The organism is Kitasatospora sp. NPDC057904, from assembly GCF_042887925.1.
In the GTDB taxonomy this organism is placed as follows: domain Bacteria; phylum Actinomycetota; class Actinomycetes; order Streptomycetales; family Streptomycetaceae; genus Kitasatospora.
Map to the genome: position 1 here is coordinate 334078 of NZ_JBHVOL010000006.1, position 18320 is coordinate 352397.

Genomic DNA, 18320 nt, shown 5'->3' on the forward strand with positions numbered 1-18320 from the left:
CGGGGTTCGGTGGGGTTTCGGTGAGCGCCCCGCCGTCCGGGCGAATTCGGGGTTCAGTCCGCGAGGGCCTCGCGGAGCCGCTTCTTGTCCGGCTTGCCGACGGCCGTCAGCGGGATCGCGTCCACCAGGTGCAGGGCCTCGGGCGCGTAGATGCGGCCCTTGTTCGCGGTGACGAAGGCGCGGACGTCCTCCAGCTGCGGCCGCTGCCCCGGGGCGGGGACGACGGCGACGTGGACGTGTTCGGCCTCCTGGGCGTCGCGCACGCCGTAGACGGCGCACTGGGCGATGGCCGGGTGGGTGAGGAGGAGGTCCTCGACGTCGGTGGGGTAGACGTGGCCGCCGACCACGATGATCAGGTCCTTGAGGCGGTCGGAGAGGTAGAGGTAGCCGTCGGCGTCGAAGTAGCCGACGTCGCCGGTGTCGAGCCAGCCGTCGTGCAGCACTTGCTCGGTGAGGTCGGGCCGCTTCAGGTACCCGGCCATCAGGGTGGCGGAGCGCACGTGGACCTCGCCCTGTTCGCCGGCCGGCAGGTCGGTGCCGTCGGCGGACCGGATCGCCACCTCCACGTCGGGGAAGGGCCGGCCGACCGGCAGCGGGCCGTCGTCGCCGAACCGCGCGTACTCGTCCGGGGTGAGCACGGCGATCTTCTGCGCCTCCGACATGCCGTAGAGGCTGACCAGGATGGGCCCGAACACCTTGACGGCCTCGCGGATCCTGGTCGGGGAGGAGGGGCAGCCGCCGTACGTGATGCGGTGGAGCCCGGCCAGGCTGGTGCGGCCGATGGCCGGGTGGTCGAGCAGCCGGTAGAGCAGTGGCGGCAGGAGCCACAGGTCGGTGACGCGTTCGCGCTCGATGGCGGCGAGCACCGCGCCGGGGTCGAAGGAGCGCTGGAGGACGACCGAGCCGCCGGCGTGGAGCGTCACGTCGGCGAGCACCCCGGCGAGGTGGGCGAGCGAGGTGGCGACGAGGAGGCGGGGCGGCTCGTCGTGCGGACGGCCGTCGAACGGAGTGTCGAGGATGCTGCGGTAGGCGCCGTGGAGGCTGACGATGCCCTTGGGGATGCCGGTGGTGCCGCCGGTGTGGCGGATCCCGATGTCGTCGCCGGGGTCGACGGGGACGGCCGGGTCCTCGGCGGGCCGGCCGGCGGAGGCGGCGATCACGTCCTCGGCGGGCCCGCCCGGCCCCAGCGCGAGGACCGCCGTGACGTCGACCAGGGGCAGCAACTCGGCCGCGTCCGCGTACCGTTCGGCGTCCACGAGCAGGACGGTGGTGTCCGCGCCGGCCACGATCTCGGCCAGGACCGGGGCGCTCATCCCGTCGTACAGGTTCACCACGCGCGCGCCGGCCAGGCCCGCGGCGTAGCGGGCGCTGAGCGCCTCGGCGGTGTTGCCGGTGAGGAGGGTGACGGTCGCGCCGCGGCGGACGCCCCGGGCGACGAGCTCGTGGGCCAGGCGGTAGGTGGCGGCGGCGAAGTCGCCCGCGGTGATCTCGACGCGGTCGGCGGTGGTGATGGCGCGCCGGTCCGGGTCGGTGGACAGGGCCCGGAGGATCAGGGCGGGTGCGCTGATGAACTCCGGGTCGCCCATGGCTACTTCTTCCTTGTAGTTTGCAACCATGTCGTCAGGCTAACCCCACTCCCCGCCGTGCACCGGCGAGTTCCGGCCATGTCCGGCGGGAGTGTCATCCGTGGACGCAGGACGCAGGACACCGGTCCGGTGTCAATCCACGTCCGGGTAGTAGCCCCGCTGGTACCCCGACAGCTGGGAGACGGCCAGCTCACCCCCGCCACGGCAGATCGGGCAGACCTTCCTCCCGGAGCACTCCCTGCAGCGGGTCCGCCCATGGGGTTCGCCGGGCCTCCACCCGCGACCGCCGCAGCCGTAGCACCACCCGAGGCCCTCGCACTCGTAGCAGAGGACATAACCGGGTGTGACGGTCTGCGCTGTCCGCACCGGCTCCGGCCGCTGGAACGGCTTCGGCGCGCGGAGTGCCAGTGCCGGCGTCCGCCCGCTGAACATCACGGCGGAGGTGTGGTCGCCGGTCCCGACCCGGATGACGTTGCCGTCACGGTGGGCGAGGACCATGGTGGCGCGCTTCCCGTCCTGCTGCTCCTCCGATGTCGTGACGTCCCAACCGGCCGCGTCGAGGAGGGCGGCCGCACGGGAGGTGATCTCGGCGGCGGTGACGGTCGCGGGACGTTCCCCGCGGAACAGGGCCGAAAAGTGGTGGCGGAGCGGCTCGTGCCAGTCGGCGAGCAACGGATCGTCGAGGAACAGCAGGTGGAGGTCCGCGCCGGGCGTCAGGTCGGTGATCAGCGCGACCATCTGCTCGCGCAGGGACCGGCCCAGCCGGTTCAGTTCCTCACGTGCTTGCGGTATCTCGCTCATGACAGCCCCCCTGGCGTTCGACCCTATCAAGATCCGGAGCCCGGCCCGGTTCCGTACTCCCCGGAGACGGACGCGGGCCCGGTCAGGAGCTCCGGCCCCGGCGGAGCAGCGTCTGCCGGGTTCGGCGCAGCAACTCGCCGGGGAGCACCCCCAGTTCCTCGCCCAGCCGGTGGCGGGTGCGGTCGAAGACGGCCAGGGCCTCGGCCTGCCGGCCGCCCCGGTGCAGGGCGCGCATCAGGAGCGCGACGACCTGCTCGTTGAGCGGGTGCGCCGTGGCCAGGGCGGACAGTTCGGCGGTTGCCTCGGCGGTCCGGCCCAGCTGAAGCTGCCACTCCGCCTTCCGCTGGGCCAGGGTGATCCGGTGTTCGGTCAGCCGTAGCCGTTCGAGTTCGGCGAACCGTCCGGGGAGGCCGGCCAGGGGCTCGCCGTAGAAGAGGTCCAGCGCCTGGGAGCAGGCGCGGACGGCCTCGGCCAGGTCACCGGCGCGCTCGGCCGTCGTCGCTGCGGCGGCCAGCTGCTCGGCGCGGGCCACGTCGACCTCGACCGCACGGCGGTTGAGCCGGTAGCCGGCCTGCTCCCGTTCGATCACCGGGTCCGTGCCGCCCCCGGGCCCGGTGCGCAGGATCTTGCGCAGCCGGTAGATGTAGACCGGCACGACGTTCCCGATCGGCGGCTCCATCCCCCAGATCCGGTCCAGCAGTTCGTGCGTGCCCACCGCCCGGTCCGGCCGCAGGGCCAGCGCGGCGAGGACGGCTTGCTGGCGAGCCGGTCCGAGGCCGACGGGTCGTCCGTCCCGCCAGGCCCGCGGCGGACCGAGGAGGGAGATCCGCAGGCCCGCATCGGGCGTACGGTCCGCCGGCCGGCGAGCGCCGGTCCGTGACGGGGCGTCCGCTGCCCGCCGGCGCGGGCCGTGGCCGGGCGTCACCAGTCCGCAGTCGAAGGCGTGGACGATGGCGGCGGCCCGGTCGCGCAGCCGGAGCGTGGCCAGGATCCGGCCGAGGTGGCCGGCCACGGCGCGTTCCGGAATGGCGAGCGAGGCGGCGATCTCGGCGTCCGTCAGGCCGCAGCCGATGGCGTACAGCACGTCGCGCTGGCGGGGGTCGAGGGCGGCGACGGCGGGTGGGCTCGGCGGCATGGCTGCTCCGTGGTTCTGGTTCTCCGGCCGGGGCGGACGGCTCCGGGCTTCTGCTGAGGCCTCGATGCTGGTCCGGGCGGCGGCCGGGGGGACAGGACGGGGGAGCGGCCATATCTGGCCGGTCGTGCATACGGCGTCTCACCTGCGGAAACGTGACCGGGGCAGGGCCCGCGGCCGCTTTCACGGTGATTTCATCGCCGCTTCCTAACGTCGGGCCATCGGTGTTCACGGCGGCGCGATCCTCTGCGCCGGCCACTTTCGGGAAGCGGAGTCGTTGTGTCCGAGTTGCTGCACAAGCTGGTCGCCGCGGCGATCGCGGGCGGACTGATCGGTCTGGCGGGCTGGCTGGGCGCGAGGCGGCGCCAGCGCCAGGCGGCCAGGGCGGCGGAGACCGCGCAGGCCGCGGGCCGGAACGATCGCGGGACGACCTGAGCGGGGACGACCTGAGCCGGGCGGGCCGCCGGCTCAGTCCGAGCCCGGTCGGCCCGTCCGACTGAGTTCGTTCCCGTCCGCCCCGGACGGCGGCCCGTCCCCGGTTCAGGCGGGGACGGGCCGCTCGGGGTCGGGGCCTCAGGAGGCCCGCAGCCGTGGGGTGCGGGGCGGTTCCGTGCGGCGGCGCCCGGTCCTCTCGAAGGCGGCGGCGAGGCGGAGCAGCGAGTTGTCGTTGTAGGCGCGGCCCGCGAAGGTCAGTCCCACCGGCATGCCGGTGTCGGTCATGGTGCCCATCGGCACGGTCACCGTCGGGATGCCCAGGTGGCGCGGTACGAGGTTGCCGTTCGCGACCCACACGCCGTTGCGCCAGCCCAGGTCGGCGGAGGCCTCGTTCACGTCCATGTCGGCCGGGCCGACGTCGGCGACCGTGGGGAAGACCACGGCGTTCAGGCCGAGTTCGTCCATCCACTCCTCCAGATCGATCCTGCGGGTCTCCTCCAGCCCGCGCAGTCCCTGTTCGAGGTGCGGGATGTCGGTGAACGCTCGGTAGGCCTGGTCGCGGACCAGTCGGGGGTAGTCGGCGATCACGTCGTCGAAGCCGGCGTAGCGGTCCGGCAGTTCGCCCGGGTGCTTGGGCCAGATCAGGGCGCCGTCGACGTCGGCGAGGGTGGGGAGCGCGGGGTCCGCGTTGGCGCGCAGGAAGTCGTCCCAGGCCCAGGCCGACAGGTCGAGGATCTCGCGGGCGAGGAAGTCGCGGCCGACCAGGCCCCGGGAGAGCAGGGACGGCGCGCCGCGGCGGTCGGACTCGTAGTTGGTCACCACGGGGAAGTCGACCTCGACGACCTCGGCGCCGGCGGACTCCAGGTCGCGGCGGGCGGCCTGCCACAGGGCGAGGACCGAGGCGCGCGTGTCGATCCGCTGCCCGGTCTGGCCGCCGATGCCGCCGTCCGGGTTGGTGCCCGCGTCGGGGTCGGCGTTGATGTACATCCTGGGCACGCCGACACGCTTGCCGGCGAGCGTCGCACGCGCCGCCGCCGTGTCCGCGGGCGCCAGGGCCGGGTACGAGGCCGGGCGGACGCGGGACGGTGCGGGCAGCGGCACCCAGGGCTGGGCCCGCCACAGGTCACCGCGGGTGTCCGGGTCGTCGGCGACGATGACGTCGAGCAGTTCGAGCAGGTCGGCCATGGTCCTCGTGTGCGGGACCACGACGTCCATGGTCGGTACGAGCGGCCAGTTGCCGCGCACCGAGATCACGCCGCGGCTGGGGGTGTAGGCGCACAGGGCGTTGTTCGAGGCGGGCGCGCGGCCCGAGGACCAGGTCTCCTCGCCGAGGCCGAACGCGCCGAACGAGGCCGCCGTGGCGGTGCCCGAGCCGTTCGAGGAGCCGGAGCCGTAGGCGCTGGTCAGCCAGTCGGCGCTGTACGGGCTCTCGGCGCGGCCGTGGACGCCGCGCTGCATGCCGCCGTTGGCCATCGGCGGCATGGTGGTCAGGCCGATGAGCACGGCGCCGGCGGCGCGCAGCCGCTCGATGGCGAAGGCGTCGCGCCGGGCCACCAGGTGCTCGAACGCCGGCGAACCGGCGGCGGCGGTCAGGCCCTTGGCGAGGTAGCTGTCCTTGGCGGTGTACGGGATGCCGTCGAGCGGACCGAGCGTCCGCCCCTGGGCGCGGCGGGCGTCGGAGGCCTCGGCGTCGGCGCGGGCGTCCGGGTTCATCACGACGACGGAGTTGAGCGCCGTGGGGGTGCCGGGCCGGTCGTAGGCCTCGATCCGGGCGAGGTAGGCGTCGAGCAGGCCGACCGAGGTGGTCTCGCCCTTCTCCAGCGCCGCGCGCAGGTCGGCGATGCCGGTCTCGACGACGTCGAACGGGTGGGTCATGCGGGTGTCCCTAGGAATGTGAGGCGGTCGGACGGTCCGGGGCGCTCGGCCCCGGACGCGTCACGGGGTGGTCGCGGAACTACAGGACGGCCGGGGCGAGTTCGTCGGTGGAAGGGCGGTCCTGGTCGGGGTCGGGCATGCGGCGGTCGGGGCGGCGTGCCAGCAGGTAGGCGAGGCCGGCGAGGGTGACGGTACCGACGCCGAGCGGCGCCGCCCAGACCTGGTACCAGGGCGCTCCGGCCGGGGCGAGGACGGCGCGCGGCCAGCAGATGTTGACCACTTCGAAGCCGGTCCACAGCACGGCGAGGAGGTTGATCGGAGTGCCGAGGCGCCCGTAGCCGACCGCTCCGGCGGGCTTCCAGGTGCCGCGCAGGCGGGCGGTCAGGGCGACGACGGTGAGCAGGAAGAACGGCACGAAGGTGGCGGCGCTGCCGAAGGTGATCAGGCTGCCGATGGCCGAGGTGCTCAGGCCGAGGGGCAGCGCGGCGCAGCTGATCACCGTGGCGGCGACGAGACCGCCGATCGGCGCCTTGTGCCGGTTGATCCGGCGGACGTGGCGGGAGAAGGGGAAGACGTCGTCGCGGGCGAGGGAGTAGAGGCCGCGGGCCGCGCCGCCCTGGGAGGCCATGAGGCAGGCGGTGAAGCTGATCAGGACGACGAGGACGAAGGGCTTGTCGGCCCAGCCGCCGAAGGCGTGGGTGACGGCGGTGGTGACCGGGTCGAGGTCCGTGACCGCGACGACGGCGGCCGGGTCGGGGTGGGCGAGCTCGACCGAGACCGCGTTGAGGATGACGACGAGCCCGACGCTGAGCAGCGACCACCACATGGCCCTGGGGACCTGCCGGGCCGCGTCCTTGGTCTCCTCGGCGGTCGACACGCAGGCGTCGAAGCCGATGAAGGCCCAGCCGGCGACGGCCACGGCGGCGAGCAGGGCACCGGTGTCGCTGATGCCCAGCCCCTTCGGCGCGTCGAGGAAGTCGGTGAGCAGCGAGAAGCCGTGCTGCCGGAAGACCAGCAGCAGGGTGAAGCCGACCAGGACGGACGCGACGGCCTCGGCGGCGATGCCCAGGCTGACGAACCAGCGCAGGAAGTTGATGCCGTAGGCGTTGACCGCGGTGCAGAGGAGCAGGAAGCCGACCGAGACGAGGACCTGCTCGGTGGGCGTCGGGACGGCCCCGAAGAGTGCGAAGAGCCACGGCGAGGCGAGGTAGGCGACCGTGGTGTTGCCGAACATCACGGCGAACTGCCACATCCAGCCGCTCAGCCAGGCGAAGGCCGGTCTGGACAGGCGTCTGCTCCATTGGTAGGCGCCGCCGGCCAGCGGCCACTGCGAGGCGAGCTCGGAGTAGACGGCGACGACCAGGCACTGCCCGAGCAGGCACAGCGGCAGCGCCCAGATCCAGGCCCCGCCCGCGACGCTCATGCCGACCTGCACGGCGGCGTACAGCCCGACGACCGGGGAGACGACAGCGAAGCCCATGGAGATGTTGCCGAGCACGCTGAGGCTGCGCCGCAGCTCCTGCTGGTAGCCGAGCGCGGCGAGCCGGTCGGCGTCGGTCGGGGCACTCCCGGTCTGGGCGCTCCCGGTCGGGGTGCTCTGGGCCGGGGCGCCCTGGGCTGTGGTGCGCACGGGTGGGGTGTGCTCGGTGGGGGTGTTCTCGGCCACGAACTGCGCCCTCCAGATAAAACTAACTTAGTTAGCGACGGCTGTTGGTCTGGCACCATAGCCCCTGGACGGGGACAGCGGAAGAGGGGATTTTTGGTGGGCCGACCGAGCAGGGCATTGCTGACCCACGAGCGGATCGCGGTCGCCGCGCTCCAGGTGGTGGACGAGGAAGGTCCCGAGGGGCTGACCATGCGCGCACTCGCGGACCGGCTCGGGGTCAAGGCGGCGTCGCTCTACAACCACATCCAGAGCAAGGAATCACTGGTCGACGCGGTCTCCGAGCTGGTCAACGACGAGATCGACCACGAGCCGCTCGGCGACCCCGACTGGCGCTCCGGCCTCGCCGCGTACGCGCGCGGCTACCGCGCCGTCTTCCTGCGGCACCCGAACGCCGTCGCGCTGCTCGCCCGGCGCCGCGTCGAGGCGGACAGCGCCCTGCGCGGCTACGACGCGCTGCTCGCCCTCCTGGGCAGGGCCGGCCTCGGCCCCGCGGACGCGGCGGAGGTTGCCGCGGCCCTGGACTACCTGGTCCTGGGCTCGGCGATGGAGACCTTCACCGCCGGCTTCACCCGGGAACCGGCCGCCTACCGGCCGGAGTACCCGGCGCTCGCGGACGCCTTGGACGGCTCCTTCGCCCGCGGCGGAGGCGCGACGGGCCTCGACGACCGCGGGTTCGAACTGGGCCTCGGCCTACTCCTCGACGGCGTGGAACGCCGGACCGAGTAGGGGGAGGTAGGGGGCACCGGGCCGTGGGGCCCGGTGCCGGGCCCTGGCGGGATCACGTGGCGGGGAGGCCGTTCGCCATGTCCCGGAAGCGGGCGGACGGCCGCATCATGCCGTTGTCGCCGACGTTCAGGTTCTCCAGCCAGCCGTCCCGGTACCAGAAGACCGAGGAGGACAGCGGGGCCGGGTCGTTGATCTGGAGCTGCTTCGACAGGTCGATCATGAACCGGATCGCGTTCAGCGACGACCCGCTGCGGATCGGCGCCGCGCAGAACCCGTTGTTCGTCGGCAGGGTGACCAGTGCGCCGTGCGGCAGCTCCGCCCCGCCCAGGGCGTTCTCCAGGCGCAGTGCCTGGGCTGCGCCGGGCCACGCCCCCGTCCCGTTGACCGTGTGGAGGACGTCGCCGTTCGTCGCGTTGAAGGACTGCCGGTTGAGCCGCTCGGTGGCCAGGTTGGCGAAGGCCCGCTCCCAGAGCTCGGCCCGGCTGATGCTCCACTGGTCGGCGGCGTGCTCGGCTATCGACAGGGCGTCGGTCCGCCCGCCCCGCTTCCCGCCGTCGACGCACAGGACGACCGACAGCTCGTCGTCGATCGGCCGGGCCACGGGGTCGGGGCCCAGCGTGCGGGTGGGGGCGAACAGCAGCCGCAGCCGGTCCCGGACCTCGAAGACCGAGATCTCGGCCAGCGCCTTGCACGGGCCGTGCTGGTCGCACAGCGGCTTCGGAAGGTTCTTGCGGTTGCCGAACAGTGGCATGGGTGGCTCCCCCCGGTCGATGCGGTATCCGGACCAAGGGCACAGCATCCCACGGGAGTTCAGTGCCGCACGGCGGATCTTCCGAATCCCGGACGGTGCACCGGCCGGCCGCCTGCGCTCACCTGGTGATGTCACCGTCCGGCACGTCCCGGACGGTGACGGCCTTGCGCGGCTGTCCCAGGAGCTTGGCCACGACGTCGCCGATCCCCTTGGCGTCGCCCGTCGGTTCGGGGGCCGACCCGTCGGTGTACTGCTCGATGGCCTTCTCGAAGTACGAGGGGTTCCAGGCTCCGACGGCTCCGCTGACGTCGACGGCCCGCACCGGCCGGCCGCCGACGGCACGCCTGATGGCCGGAAGGATCTCGTCCGAACGGTACTTGCCCGGCACCTGGAACAGGCTCGCGTGGCCGCCGACCTTGCCGCCGTCCCGCAGGTACACGGTGACGACCAGGCAGCTGGTCACCGACGGGTAGAGGATCGTGCCCTTGGGGCCCACCTCGGCGACCTCGCCCTCGGTGATCGAGACGCCGGCCGCCGCCGGCTGCGCGACGCCGGGCGCACCGACCACCGCGCCGTGCGCGGCCGGGCTGGTGGCCGCCACCGCGTCGCCGCCGCCTGCCGCGCAGGTCGCCAGCACCAGCGCCGCGCCGACGGCCAGGCCGATCTTGCTGACGTACCGTTCGGACACCACGAACTCCATGACCCCACACCTCAGAAACCGGTCTGCGTGCACCCGCGGGCACGGGCAGCGTCACATGCTCCCGAGTACGAACGGTCTCGTCAACTCGCGGGCGTGTGAAGACTCGCAGGAGCGTCGGCTGACAGCACGTCGAGCTCGTGGCCGATCGCCTCGCGGAGGACGTCGTGCTCGGGGCCGAGAGCGCTCGCGGGATCGCGCCAGTTGTCCCGGGGGTACAGCCACACCGGGAGGCCGACGAGATCCGGGCTCTCCCACTCGAACCGGGGCCACACGTGCGCGTGCAGGAAGCCGTCGGTGTTGCCGAGGATCTCCAGGTTCACGCGCCGGAACTCCGGGTCCAGACGCCGGCAGGCCCGCTCCACGGCCTCGCCGAGCCGGTCCATGTCCGCCAGGAAGGCCGTCCGCTTGGTCCGCTGCAGCTCGGACAGGCGCTGCACCTCGGGCTCGTCCACCAGGAGGACCGAATACCCCGGCAGGAACTGCACGTCGCCGATCACCGCGAAGCCGGCGTCAAGTCGCCGGAGCACCGTGGGATTCGCGCCTTTCAGGGCGCTGCCGATCCTGTCGTCCCGCCAGTCTTCAACCATGACAGCGCACCCTACACACGTGTGGCCGGGCAGGCGGCCGATCGCGCACGGTGACGGTCGCTCCTCACCCGAAACGTCCCGCTCGGGTGGCGTTGATCGGATGTCAACGCGCGGCTGCTCTACTGCGAGCAGTACTGCGCGGGGCCTGCTCCCCGCAATCACACGACAGCTCGTTGGGGTTCGAACATGAACAGCACGTCCGTCCATCCGCCCACGGTGCTCCCGGTGCTGGAGACCGCTCTCGTCCGACTGCGGGACCACCGCGCCGACGACGTGGACGCCATGCGTTCGGTCTGGGGCGACGCGGACGGCATGCGCCATCTCTCGACCGGCGTCATGGACGACACCAGGATCCGGCGCAAGCTCGACCAGGCCGTGGCGAGCGCCGCCGAAGTGCCGCGCCGTCAGTACCAGTTGGCCGCCTGCCTGCAGGGCGAGGACCGGCCCGTCGGCGGCATCCGCCTCGACGTCGAGGACGCCACCACCGGCTACGCCGGCGTCCTCACGATGGCCCGGCACCTGCGCGGCACCGGATGCGCCACCGACATCGGCTGGCTCATGCTCAAACTCGCCTTCGCCGACCTCGGCCTCGGCCGGGTGTGGAGCATGACGTCGCTGGAGAACGCCGACGCGGTCCGCGCGATCACGCGCTTCGGCTTCAGCCCCATCGGCGAGACCGAGCGCTACTTCCCCGAGGCCGACGTCACCATGCGCCTGGTGGTCATGGAGGTCCTCGCGGACACCTGGCGCGCCATGCCCGTCCCGGCCGGCCCCCGTCCCGGCATCGGCTGACTGCGGCCGGTCGCGGTCCGGACCGGGAAGGCCCGTTGACGTGCCCGCCTCCGGGCCATCGCGTCCACGGCGGCTTCTTCGAGCGGCAGGACTCAGACCAGCCCGTGCTGCCAGGCGCGGGCGGCGACCTCGACGCGGTTGCGGGCGCCGAGCTTGCGCTGGCTGTTGGCGAGGTGCGTCTTCACCGTGGAGAGGGTCACGTGGAGGGCGGCCGCGACCTCGTCGTTGGTCAGGCCCTTCGCGACCATGGCGACGACGTCCTGCTCGCGAGGGGTGAGCGGCTCGAACGGCGGCGGAGCCACGGGCCCCGGCCGCTCACCGGCCATGTGCCGCAGCAGCCGGACGGTGACGGACGGGGAGATGAGCGAGTCGCCGACGGCGGCCGCGCGGACGGCCTCGATGAGCAGGGCCGGCGAGCAGTCCTTGAGGACGAAGCCGCACGCGCCGTTGTGCAGCGCGCGGTGGACGTACTCGTCGAGGTCGAAGGTGGTGGCGATGACCACCTTGAGCGGTCGTGCGGCGTCCGGGCCGGCCAGGAGGCGGGTGGCTTCGAGTCCGTCCATGCCCGGCATCCGGATGTCGAGCAGGCAGACGTCGGGACGCAGCCTGCGGGCCTCGGCGACGGCCGTCGTGCCGTCCGCGGCCTCGGCGACGACCTCGATGTCGGGCTGGGAGTCGAGGATCATCCGGTACGCGGCGCGCAGGGTGGACTGGTCGTCGGCGAGGAGGACGCGGATGGTCATGCCGGTCATCCTGCCAGGTGTGCCGACGGGCGATCGGGCGTGCCGCGGCGGAGCGGGATGTCGGCGGCGACCTGCCAGCCGCCGACCGGTCCGGGTCCCGCGGTCAGGTGTCCGCCGAGCGCGTGGACGCGTTCGTGCAGCCCGAGGATGCCGAACCCGCTGCCGCGCCGGTCCGCCGACGGGCCCGCCGGGGGCTGGTCGGCGTCGTCCTGGACGCAGACGGTGAGCACGCCGGAGTCGTTGGCGGACAGGCGTACGTCGATGGTCACCGTCTCGGCCCGGGCGGCGTGCTTGCGGATGTTGGTGAGCGCCTCCCGGACGATGTGGTGGACGGTGGAGGCGATGTGGTCGGCCGGGGGGTCCGTTTCGAGCCGGGGGTCGATGGTGAGGCCGACGGCGGGGCCGGCCACGCGGAGGGATTCGGCCAGGCCGTGGAGCGCTTGCAGCCCCTCGGGGGCGTGGAGCGGGGGCCGGCGGTCCGGCCGGCGCAGCAGGTCGACCATGGCCCGCATGGAGCCGGTGGCCTGCGCGGCGGCGTCCTCGATGTTCGCCAGCGCCTGGTCGAGCACCTCCGCTGTCGGGGGGTGCCCGGAGGCCGTGATGAAGCGCACCGCCTTGACCTGCGCGGTGATGGCGGTGACGTGGTGTCCGACGAAGTCGTGCAACTCGCGGGCGAATTCGAGGCGTTGGTCGTTCAGACGGGTGTTCTTCTCCCGCTCCCGGGTGGCGTCGAGGAGGCGCAGGTACAGGCCGAGGACGACCACCACGGGTGCGGCGAGCAGCAGGACCGGCCCGGCGTAGCCGGCCACGTGGGTGAGCTGGGAACCGGGCAGCCGCAGGAGGAGCAGCGGGGTCGCCAGCCAGGCGGCGGTGGCGAGCGGGAGCATACGTGTGAGCGGCTCGTACCGGACCGTGCGGGTGACGAGGAGCAGCAGCACGCACAGCTCGACGACACCGAAGGTGTGCTCGGGGCGGTGCCGCAGCTGGCTCGTGACGAGGGACAGAGCGGCGGAGGCGGAGACCGCGGCCCACCCGACGCGCAGGAGGCGGCGGGGCGGCGAGAGCAGCGCGGCGAGGCACAGCAGGCCGGTGGCGACCGTGGCGACGGTGGTGGGCGGGAAGCCGGTGTCGAGCGCCTCGGTGACGATCGCGGCCATGGCCAGGACCACGACACCGACGGTGGCACCGATGGCGGGGCCGCTGCGGGTGGAGGCCCACGAGGCGAAGTCGGCGCGTGTCGGGAGGGGGATCATGACGGTCAACCGTACGCGGCTGCACAGGTCCGGCGCCTCCACCGTTTGACCGAGGCGGATGCCCGGGCGGTCGGCCGGACGGCTGTTACGGGCGGGCGGACGGCGCGGACAGGATCGGTGACGTCGATCTGCCGTCCGCCCCGGGGACTTCGGAGTTCCATGTCTCGCGCACCCATCTCTCGCACACCCATGCCTCGCAAGCCCGTCCTCCGTCAACCCGTCTTCCGCAAACCCATGCTTCGCGCAGCCTGGCGCACCGTCCGCGCCCACAAGTCCCGCATGGGGCTGACCGCGCTGGCCGTCGCGGTCGGCGTCGCCTTCGTCACGGGGATCCTGCTGGTCACCGCCACCGTGTCCGACGCCCTCACCGGGGCCTCCCGGCAGACGTACGCGCACACCGACGTGGTCGTCCGCCCGGACACCAGGAGCGTCGGCGCAGCGTCCGACCTGGGCGAGGCCGAGCTCCAGCGGGTGCAGGGCCTTCCCGAGACGGGCCGGGTCATCCCGGCCGTCTCCGGGTACACGGCGCTCGGCTGCCCGGACGGGCGTTCCGCCGACCGCGGCGGCCCGGCCGTCGGGGCGGGGTACGGCGGGTCGGACCCGCGGTACTCGTTCACCGGCGGTCGCCCGCCCGCGGGCGGCGACGAGATCGCCGTCGACGAGGCCGCCGCCGCGCACTGCGGCTACCGCGTGGGGGACGCCGCACGGATCTCGGTGGACGGCCCCGGCCTCACCGTGCGCATCAGCGGCGTCTTCACCACCCGCGCGGAGCCCGCCATCACCGACGGCGGGAGCGTGGTGCTGTTCGACACCGCGACGGCGCAGCAGCACTTCACCGGCCCCGGCCGCTACAGCGAGTTCCACGTGAAGGCCGCGCCCGGCGTCACCGCCGAGCGGCTGCGGCAGGCGACGAAGCAGGCCGTCCCGGGCGCCACCGTCCTGACGGCGGACGTCCTCACCCGCGACCGGGCGTTGCGCGCCGAGAACCAGGTCTCCTCACTGCGCACCACACTGCTGTCCTTCGCCGCCGTCGCGCTGTTCGTCTCCTGCTTCCTGATCGCCAACACCTTCGGCATGCTCGTGGCCCAACGGACGCGCGAGGTCGGACTGTTGCGGGCGATCGGGGCCTCGCGCCGGCAGGTCGGGCGCCTGGTGCTCGCCGAGGCGTCCCTGGTCGGGCTGGCGGGCTCGCTGGTGGGGGTCGCGGCGGGCGTCGGCGTCGGCGAAGTGCTGCGCCCGATCGCCGGTGACCTCGGCAAGGGCGGCCCGCTGCCGACCGGGGACGCGCTCAGCCTGCCCGCGTACGCGCTGCTCGTCCCGCTGACCACCGGGGTGCTGACCACGGTGGTCGCCGCCCGGCTCCCGGCGCGGCGGGCCGGACGGATCGCGCCGCTGGCCGCGCTGCGTGTCGCGGAGGCTCCGGCTCGGGAGGGCGTCGGGAGGCGACGCGTGCTCGCAGGTGTGGTGCTGGCCGCCGGTGGTGCGGCCGGCCTGCTGAGCGGGGCGAGCAGCGACCGCATCCAGGAGGGCGCGCCCGTCCTGGCCCTGGGCGCCGTGCTGGCGGCCGGCAGCCTGCTCGCGCTCATGCCGACGCTGGTCGGGCCGCTGCTCGCGGTGGTCCGACCGCTCCTCGGTCGTGCGGGGATCGGCGCGCGGCTCGCCGAACGGAACAGTGCCCGCAACCCGCGCCGCGTGTCCGCCCCGGCCGCGTCGCTGGTCATCGGCGTGAGCCTGGTGACCACCCTCACGGTCGTCGCCGCCGGCGGCCTCGAGGCGGCGGACGCCGCGGGCGCGCACGTGCTCAAGGCGGACTACGTGGTGTCGATGCGGAGCCTGGACGCTCAATCGGCGGTGGTGGAAAGGACGTTGGCCGCCAGCGCCGAGGTCACCGCCGTCGCGGCGCTACGGGAGGTGGAACTGACGGTCGACGGGGTGCGCGCGTTCGGCCTCGCCCTGCCGTCGAACGCCGTGCGGGACATGCTGCGGCTGCGCATGAGTGGGGGAGCGGCCGACATCGGCGGTGGGAAGGTGCTGGTGCCGGCCGGCTACGGCCGGGAGGTGGGAAGTACGGTGCACGCGCGTCTGGTTGACGGGCGGGCCGCCGAGTTGACGGTCACAGGGGTCTACGAGCCCAACGCGCTGGTGAGCGGCTTCTTGGTCGATGCCGCCACCTTTCCTGTGGATGCCCGTCCTGCCGGTGCCGTCCGGAGCGTGCTCGTCAATACCCGTGACCACCCGAGCCCCGAGTTGCGCCGCACCCTCGCCCACGCCCTCGGCGACAGCCCCGCCCTGCGCATCGACAGCAGCGACGACCTGGCCCGCGCCGCCGCCGACGACACCGACCGCATGCTCGCCCTGCTCTACGCCCTGCTCGGCCTCTCCATCGGCGTCGCGCTCCTGGGCGTCGTCAACACCCTGGCCCTGTCCGTCACCGAACGCCGCCGCGAGATCGGCATGCTGCGGGCCATCGGCCTGACCCGGGCGGGCGTGCGCGCCATGGTGCGCGCCGAGGCCCTCATCATCGCCCTCCTCGGCGGCGCCCTCGGCCTGGCCCTGGGCCTCCTCGTCGGCTGGGCGAGCGGCGAGGCGATCGCACGCCACACGCCCGGCTTCCGCCACAGCATGCCGGTGCTGCGCCTCGCCGTCCTGCTGGCCGCGGCGGCGGGAGCGGGCCTCCTGGCCTCCCTGTGGCCGGCACGCCGGGCGGCCCGGACTCCGGTCCTGGCGGCCATCGGGACGGAGTAGCTGCGCGTAGGAAGAAAGGCCGCACCCGCGTGTCCAGGGGGCCGCCGGCGCCGGCCGGAAACCGAACCTCGTCGCATCAGAAGGGATACCGAACACATGCGCCGCGTCTGGCGAGTCCCCGTCCTGCTCCTGGCGGAGGCGGTGACGGCCGCCGCCGTGACCATCCCCGTCCTGTGGGCGTACGGCTGGAACCGCTTCCGAAAGCCGCCCCTGCCGCCGCTGGGCAGGATCGCACCTCCGGACCGCCGGTCCGGTGCTCCGGCTGACAGACCGTAACGCCGGGAGGCCGCTGTCCCCGAGGTGGGGACGGCGGCCTCCGCTGTTTCACGACATGGGCCATTTCCTGGAGGACCTTCTCCCAGAGAAAAAGGAGTTGCCCGAGGGGCGCGGCCTCGATGAGGATCGGGCCATGGACTTTTAGCGGTTGCCACGTAGCTGTCACCAACCCGTCGCGCGGGTTGGCACCCGGGCCTGAGCACTCGGCCCTGGGGTGACCACCCGCGCTCACGTGTGCATCCGTCATGTCCGGGAGAGCTGCGGCTCGGCCTGCGAGCGCTCCTGGTGAGTCCTGAAAGCAACCACATTCATGAATACCGACCGCAAGGCCCTGTGGGCCGTGCGTCAGTCCGCCCTGCCCACCGTCGTTCGGCCCTGCCCGGACTGCTCCGGTGTGCGGCACCGTGCCTCGGGGAAGATCCGGGTCAATGCGAGCGGGAAGCTCCTCGACGTCTGGCTGCTGCTGAGCTGCGCGTCGTGCGACCGCACCTCGAAGGTGCCCGTTCACGAACGCGTCCACGTGTCGTCGCTCGAACCCGCCCGCCTGGTGGCGTACGAGAACAACGACCCCGCCGTGGTCCGGGAGTTGACGATGAGTGCGTCGCTCGCCGCGAGGAACGGGTACCGCCTCGACTGGAGCGGCACCTGGGACGTCGAGGCGCGCACGCCCCTCTACGCGCTCGACGACCCCACGCCGCTCAAGGTGCTGGTCGGCTTCGAGCTGCCCGCGCCGGTTCGGGTCGAGCGGCTGCTCATGCTCGGGCTCGGCCTCAGCCGCGGTGCCGTGGGGCGCATGGTCCGGGACGGGCGCATCCGGCTGCCGTTCGCTCCGGATGCCAAGGCACACCGGGACTTCGAATTCACCGTCCACGGGCCCGGGTCCGTCGATGCCGCGAAGCACCCGAAGGCCGTTGACGTGCAGATGAGTTCCGTCGGGTTGCCCGATACGTCGCCGTACCTGCCGGGCTCTACGGCGGTCGGCGCGTAGCGGAACGACGGCAGGGCCTCCTCTCCCCCGATCAGGAGGCCCTGCCTGCCTCGTCCGCCCGCCGCTCAGGCCGTCGGCAGCGGCTGCGGGGCAGCCGGGCCGGTGTAGCGGGCGGCCGGGCGGATGATCTTGGGGTCGGCGGCCTGTTCCAGGATGTTGGCGCTCCAGCCGATCGCCCGGGCCGCGGCGAAGGTGGGGGTGAACATCTCCCTGGGCAGGCCGCACAGGTGCATCACCACGCCCGCGTAGAACTCGACGTTGGTGTGGAGTTCGCGGCCCGGCTTCAGCTCGGCCAGGATCGCCTCGACCCGGGCCTCCACCTGGACGGCGAGCTCGACCAGCTCGCCGCCGAAGGACTCGGCGACGCCGCGCAGCATGCGGGAGCGGGGGTCCTCGGTGCGGTAGACGGCGTGGCCGAAGCCCATGATCCGGTCGCCGGCGAGCACGTGCTCGCGGATCCAGCCGTCGATCCGTTCCGGGGTGCCGATCGCGTCCAGGGTGTCGAGGGCGCGGCTCGGCGCGCCGCCGTGCAGCGGCCCGGAGAGCGCGCCGAGGCCGCCGACCAGGCAGGCCACGAGGTCGGCTCCGGTGGAGGCGATCACGCGGGCGGTGAAGGTCGAGGCGTTGAAGCCGTGGTCGACCGTGGAGATCAGGTACTGCTCGATCGCCCGGGCCTTGGCGGGCTCGGGCTCCTCGCCGGTCAGCATGTAGAGGTAGTTGGCCGCGTAGCCGAGGTCTTCGCGCGGTTCTATCGGCTGCTCGCCCTGCTGCAGCCGCTGGAGCGCGGTGAGGATGGTGGGTACCAGTGCGGTGGCGAACAGCGCGTCCTCGACGCGCTGTTCGGGCGCGGTGTCGTAGAGCGGCCGGACGCCCCGGTCGGCCGCGGCGACCGTGAGCGCGGCGCCCAGGGCGCCGAGCGGGCCGCCGTGCGCGGTGCTCGCCGCCAGCGCGGGCAGGAGCGGGCGCAGCGCGTCGGGCAGGCGGCGCAGCGGGGTGGTGCGGGCGAGGAAGGCGGCGCGGCCGGCGGCGTCGGGCAGCTCGCCGAGGAGCATCAGGTGCCAGACGTCCTCCAGGGTGCGCTGCTCGGCGAGGTCGATCGCCGAGTACTGGCGGTAGCGGTAGAAGCCCTCCAGCCCTCGGACGTCGCCGAGTTCGGTCTCGGTGACGACGACGCCCTTGAGGCCGCGCGGGACCTCGATCTCGGTGGTGCTCGGCATGGCAGTGGCCCTTCTCGTGCGTGCTTCGTGCCAGGTGGTGGGTGTTT

The 18320-nt window shown here is 73.3% G+C and carries 16 protein-coding genes; 5 read left to right on the forward strand and 11 right to left on the reverse strand.

What is annotated here, in order from left to right; all coding sequences use genetic code 11:
• Positions 1 to 53: 53 nt before the first annotated feature.
• The 3 genes from ACFVSN_RS18385 to ACFVSN_RS18395 form a co-directional block, all read right to left on the reverse strand.
• Complete coding sequence (locus tag ACFVSN_RS18385; RefSeq protein WP_387956088.1) at positions 54 to 1616, reverse strand: AMP-binding protein; 1563 nt, start codon at positions 1614 to 1616, stop codon at positions 54 to 56.
• Between the two features lie 102 nt (positions 1617 to 1718).
• Complete coding sequence (locus tag ACFVSN_RS18390) at positions 1719 to 2387, reverse strand: hypothetical protein (protein WP_387956090.1); 669 nt, start codon at positions 2385 to 2387, stop codon at positions 1719 to 1721.
• An 82-nt stretch (positions 2388 to 2469) separates the two neighbouring features.
• Positions 2470 to 3522 carry a BTAD domain-containing putative transcriptional regulator gene (locus ACFVSN_RS18395; RefSeq protein WP_387956091.1) on the reverse strand — a complete coding sequence of 351 codons (1053 nt, stop codon included), beginning with the start codon at positions 3520 to 3522 and terminating at the stop codon, positions 2470 to 2472.
• A 276-nt stretch (positions 3523 to 3798) separates the two neighbouring features.
• Here ACFVSN_RS18395 and ACFVSN_RS18400 point away from each other — a divergent pair, with 276 nt between their 5' ends.
• Positions 3799 to 3954: a hypothetical protein gene (locus ACFVSN_RS18400; protein WP_380446112.1), complete on the forward strand. Its 156-nt coding sequence runs from the start codon at positions 3799 to 3801 to the stop codon at positions 3952 to 3954.
• Positions 3955 to 4092: 138 nt separating this feature from the next.
• Here the strand turns inward: ACFVSN_RS18400 and ACFVSN_RS18405 are convergent, their stop codons facing one another.
• Both ACFVSN_RS18405 and ACFVSN_RS18410 read right to left on the reverse strand, forming a co-directional pair.
• Entirely contained in the window at positions 4093 to 5829 is a 1737-nt protein-coding gene (locus ACFVSN_RS18405; protein WP_387956092.1) for an amidase, read from the reverse strand.
• 79 nt (positions 5830 to 5908) lie between these two features.
• On the reverse strand, positions 5909 to 7495 hold the full coding sequence (locus ACFVSN_RS18410; protein WP_387956094.1) for an APC family permease: 1587 nt from the start codon (positions 7493 to 7495) through the stop codon (positions 5909 to 5911).
• A 96-nt stretch (positions 7496 to 7591) separates the two neighbouring features.
• On the opposite strand from ACFVSN_RS18410, the gene ACFVSN_RS18415 reads away from it, so the two are divergent.
• Positions 7592 to 8221, forward strand: coding sequence for a TetR/AcrR family transcriptional regulator (locus ACFVSN_RS18415; RefSeq protein ID WP_387956096.1), 630 nt, complete (start codon positions 7592 to 7594; stop codon positions 8219 to 8221).
• Positions 8222 to 8273: 52 nt separating this feature from the next.
• Here the strand turns inward: ACFVSN_RS18415 and ACFVSN_RS18420 are convergent, their stop codons facing one another.
• From ACFVSN_RS18420 to ACFVSN_RS18430, 3 genes are all read right to left on the reverse strand, one after another.
• The gene (locus tag ACFVSN_RS18420) at positions 8274 to 8972 is read right to left on the reverse strand and encodes a hypothetical protein (RefSeq protein ID WP_387956098.1); all 699 of its coding nucleotides are present in this window, start codon (positions 8970 to 8972) and stop codon (positions 8274 to 8276) included.
• A 118-nt stretch (positions 8973 to 9090) separates the two neighbouring features.
• Positions 9091 to 9672, reverse strand: coding sequence for a hypothetical protein (locus tag ACFVSN_RS18425; RefSeq protein ID WP_387956100.1), 582 nt, complete (start codon positions 9670 to 9672; stop codon positions 9091 to 9093).
• Between the two features lie 80 nt (positions 9673 to 9752).
• Complete coding sequence (locus tag ACFVSN_RS18430; protein WP_387956101.1) at positions 9753 to 10259, reverse strand: diadenosine tetraphosphate hydrolase; 507 nt, start codon at positions 10257 to 10259, stop codon at positions 9753 to 9755.
• Between the two features lie 186 nt (positions 10260 to 10445).
• Here ACFVSN_RS18430 and ACFVSN_RS18435 point away from each other — a divergent pair, with 186 nt between their 5' ends.
• Entirely contained in the window at positions 10446 to 11051 is a 606-nt protein-coding gene (locus ACFVSN_RS18435) for a GNAT family N-acetyltransferase (protein WP_387956103.1), read from the forward strand.
• Between the two features lie 92 nt (positions 11052 to 11143).
• Here the strand turns inward: ACFVSN_RS18435 and ACFVSN_RS18440 are convergent, their stop codons facing one another.
• Both ACFVSN_RS18440 and ACFVSN_RS18445 read right to left on the reverse strand, forming a co-directional pair.
• The gene (locus ACFVSN_RS18440) at positions 11144 to 11794 is read right to left on the reverse strand and encodes a response regulator (RefSeq protein ID WP_380448544.1); all 651 of its coding nucleotides are present in this window, start codon (positions 11792 to 11794) and stop codon (positions 11144 to 11146) included.
• A 5-nt stretch (positions 11795 to 11799) separates the two neighbouring features.
• The gene (locus ACFVSN_RS18445; protein WP_387956105.1) at positions 11800 to 13047 is read right to left on the reverse strand and encodes a sensor histidine kinase; all 1248 of its coding nucleotides are present in this window, start codon (positions 13045 to 13047) and stop codon (positions 11800 to 11802) included.
• 234 nt (positions 13048 to 13281) lie between these two features.
• Here ACFVSN_RS18445 and ACFVSN_RS18450 point away from each other — a divergent pair, with 234 nt between their 5' ends.
• Both ACFVSN_RS18450 and ACFVSN_RS18455 read left to right on the forward strand, forming a co-directional pair.
• Complete coding sequence (locus ACFVSN_RS18450) at positions 13282 to 15792, forward strand: FtsX-like permease family protein (protein ID WP_387956107.1); 2511 nt, start codon at positions 13282 to 13284, stop codon at positions 15790 to 15792.
• Between the two features lie 586 nt (positions 15793 to 16378).
• A complete protein-coding gene (locus ACFVSN_RS18455) occupies positions 16379 to 17056 on the forward strand; it encodes a DUF1062 domain-containing protein (RefSeq protein WP_387956109.1) in 678 nt (225 codons plus the stop codon).
• Positions 17057 to 17121: 65 nt separating this feature from the next.
• Here the strand turns inward: ACFVSN_RS18455 and ACFVSN_RS18460 are convergent, their stop codons facing one another.
• Positions 17122 to 18273: a citrate/2-methylcitrate synthase gene (locus ACFVSN_RS18460; protein WP_380500375.1), complete on the reverse strand. Its 1152-nt coding sequence runs from the start codon at positions 18271 to 18273 to the stop codon at positions 17122 to 17124.
• Between the last annotated feature and the right edge of the window lie 47 nt (positions 18274 to 18320).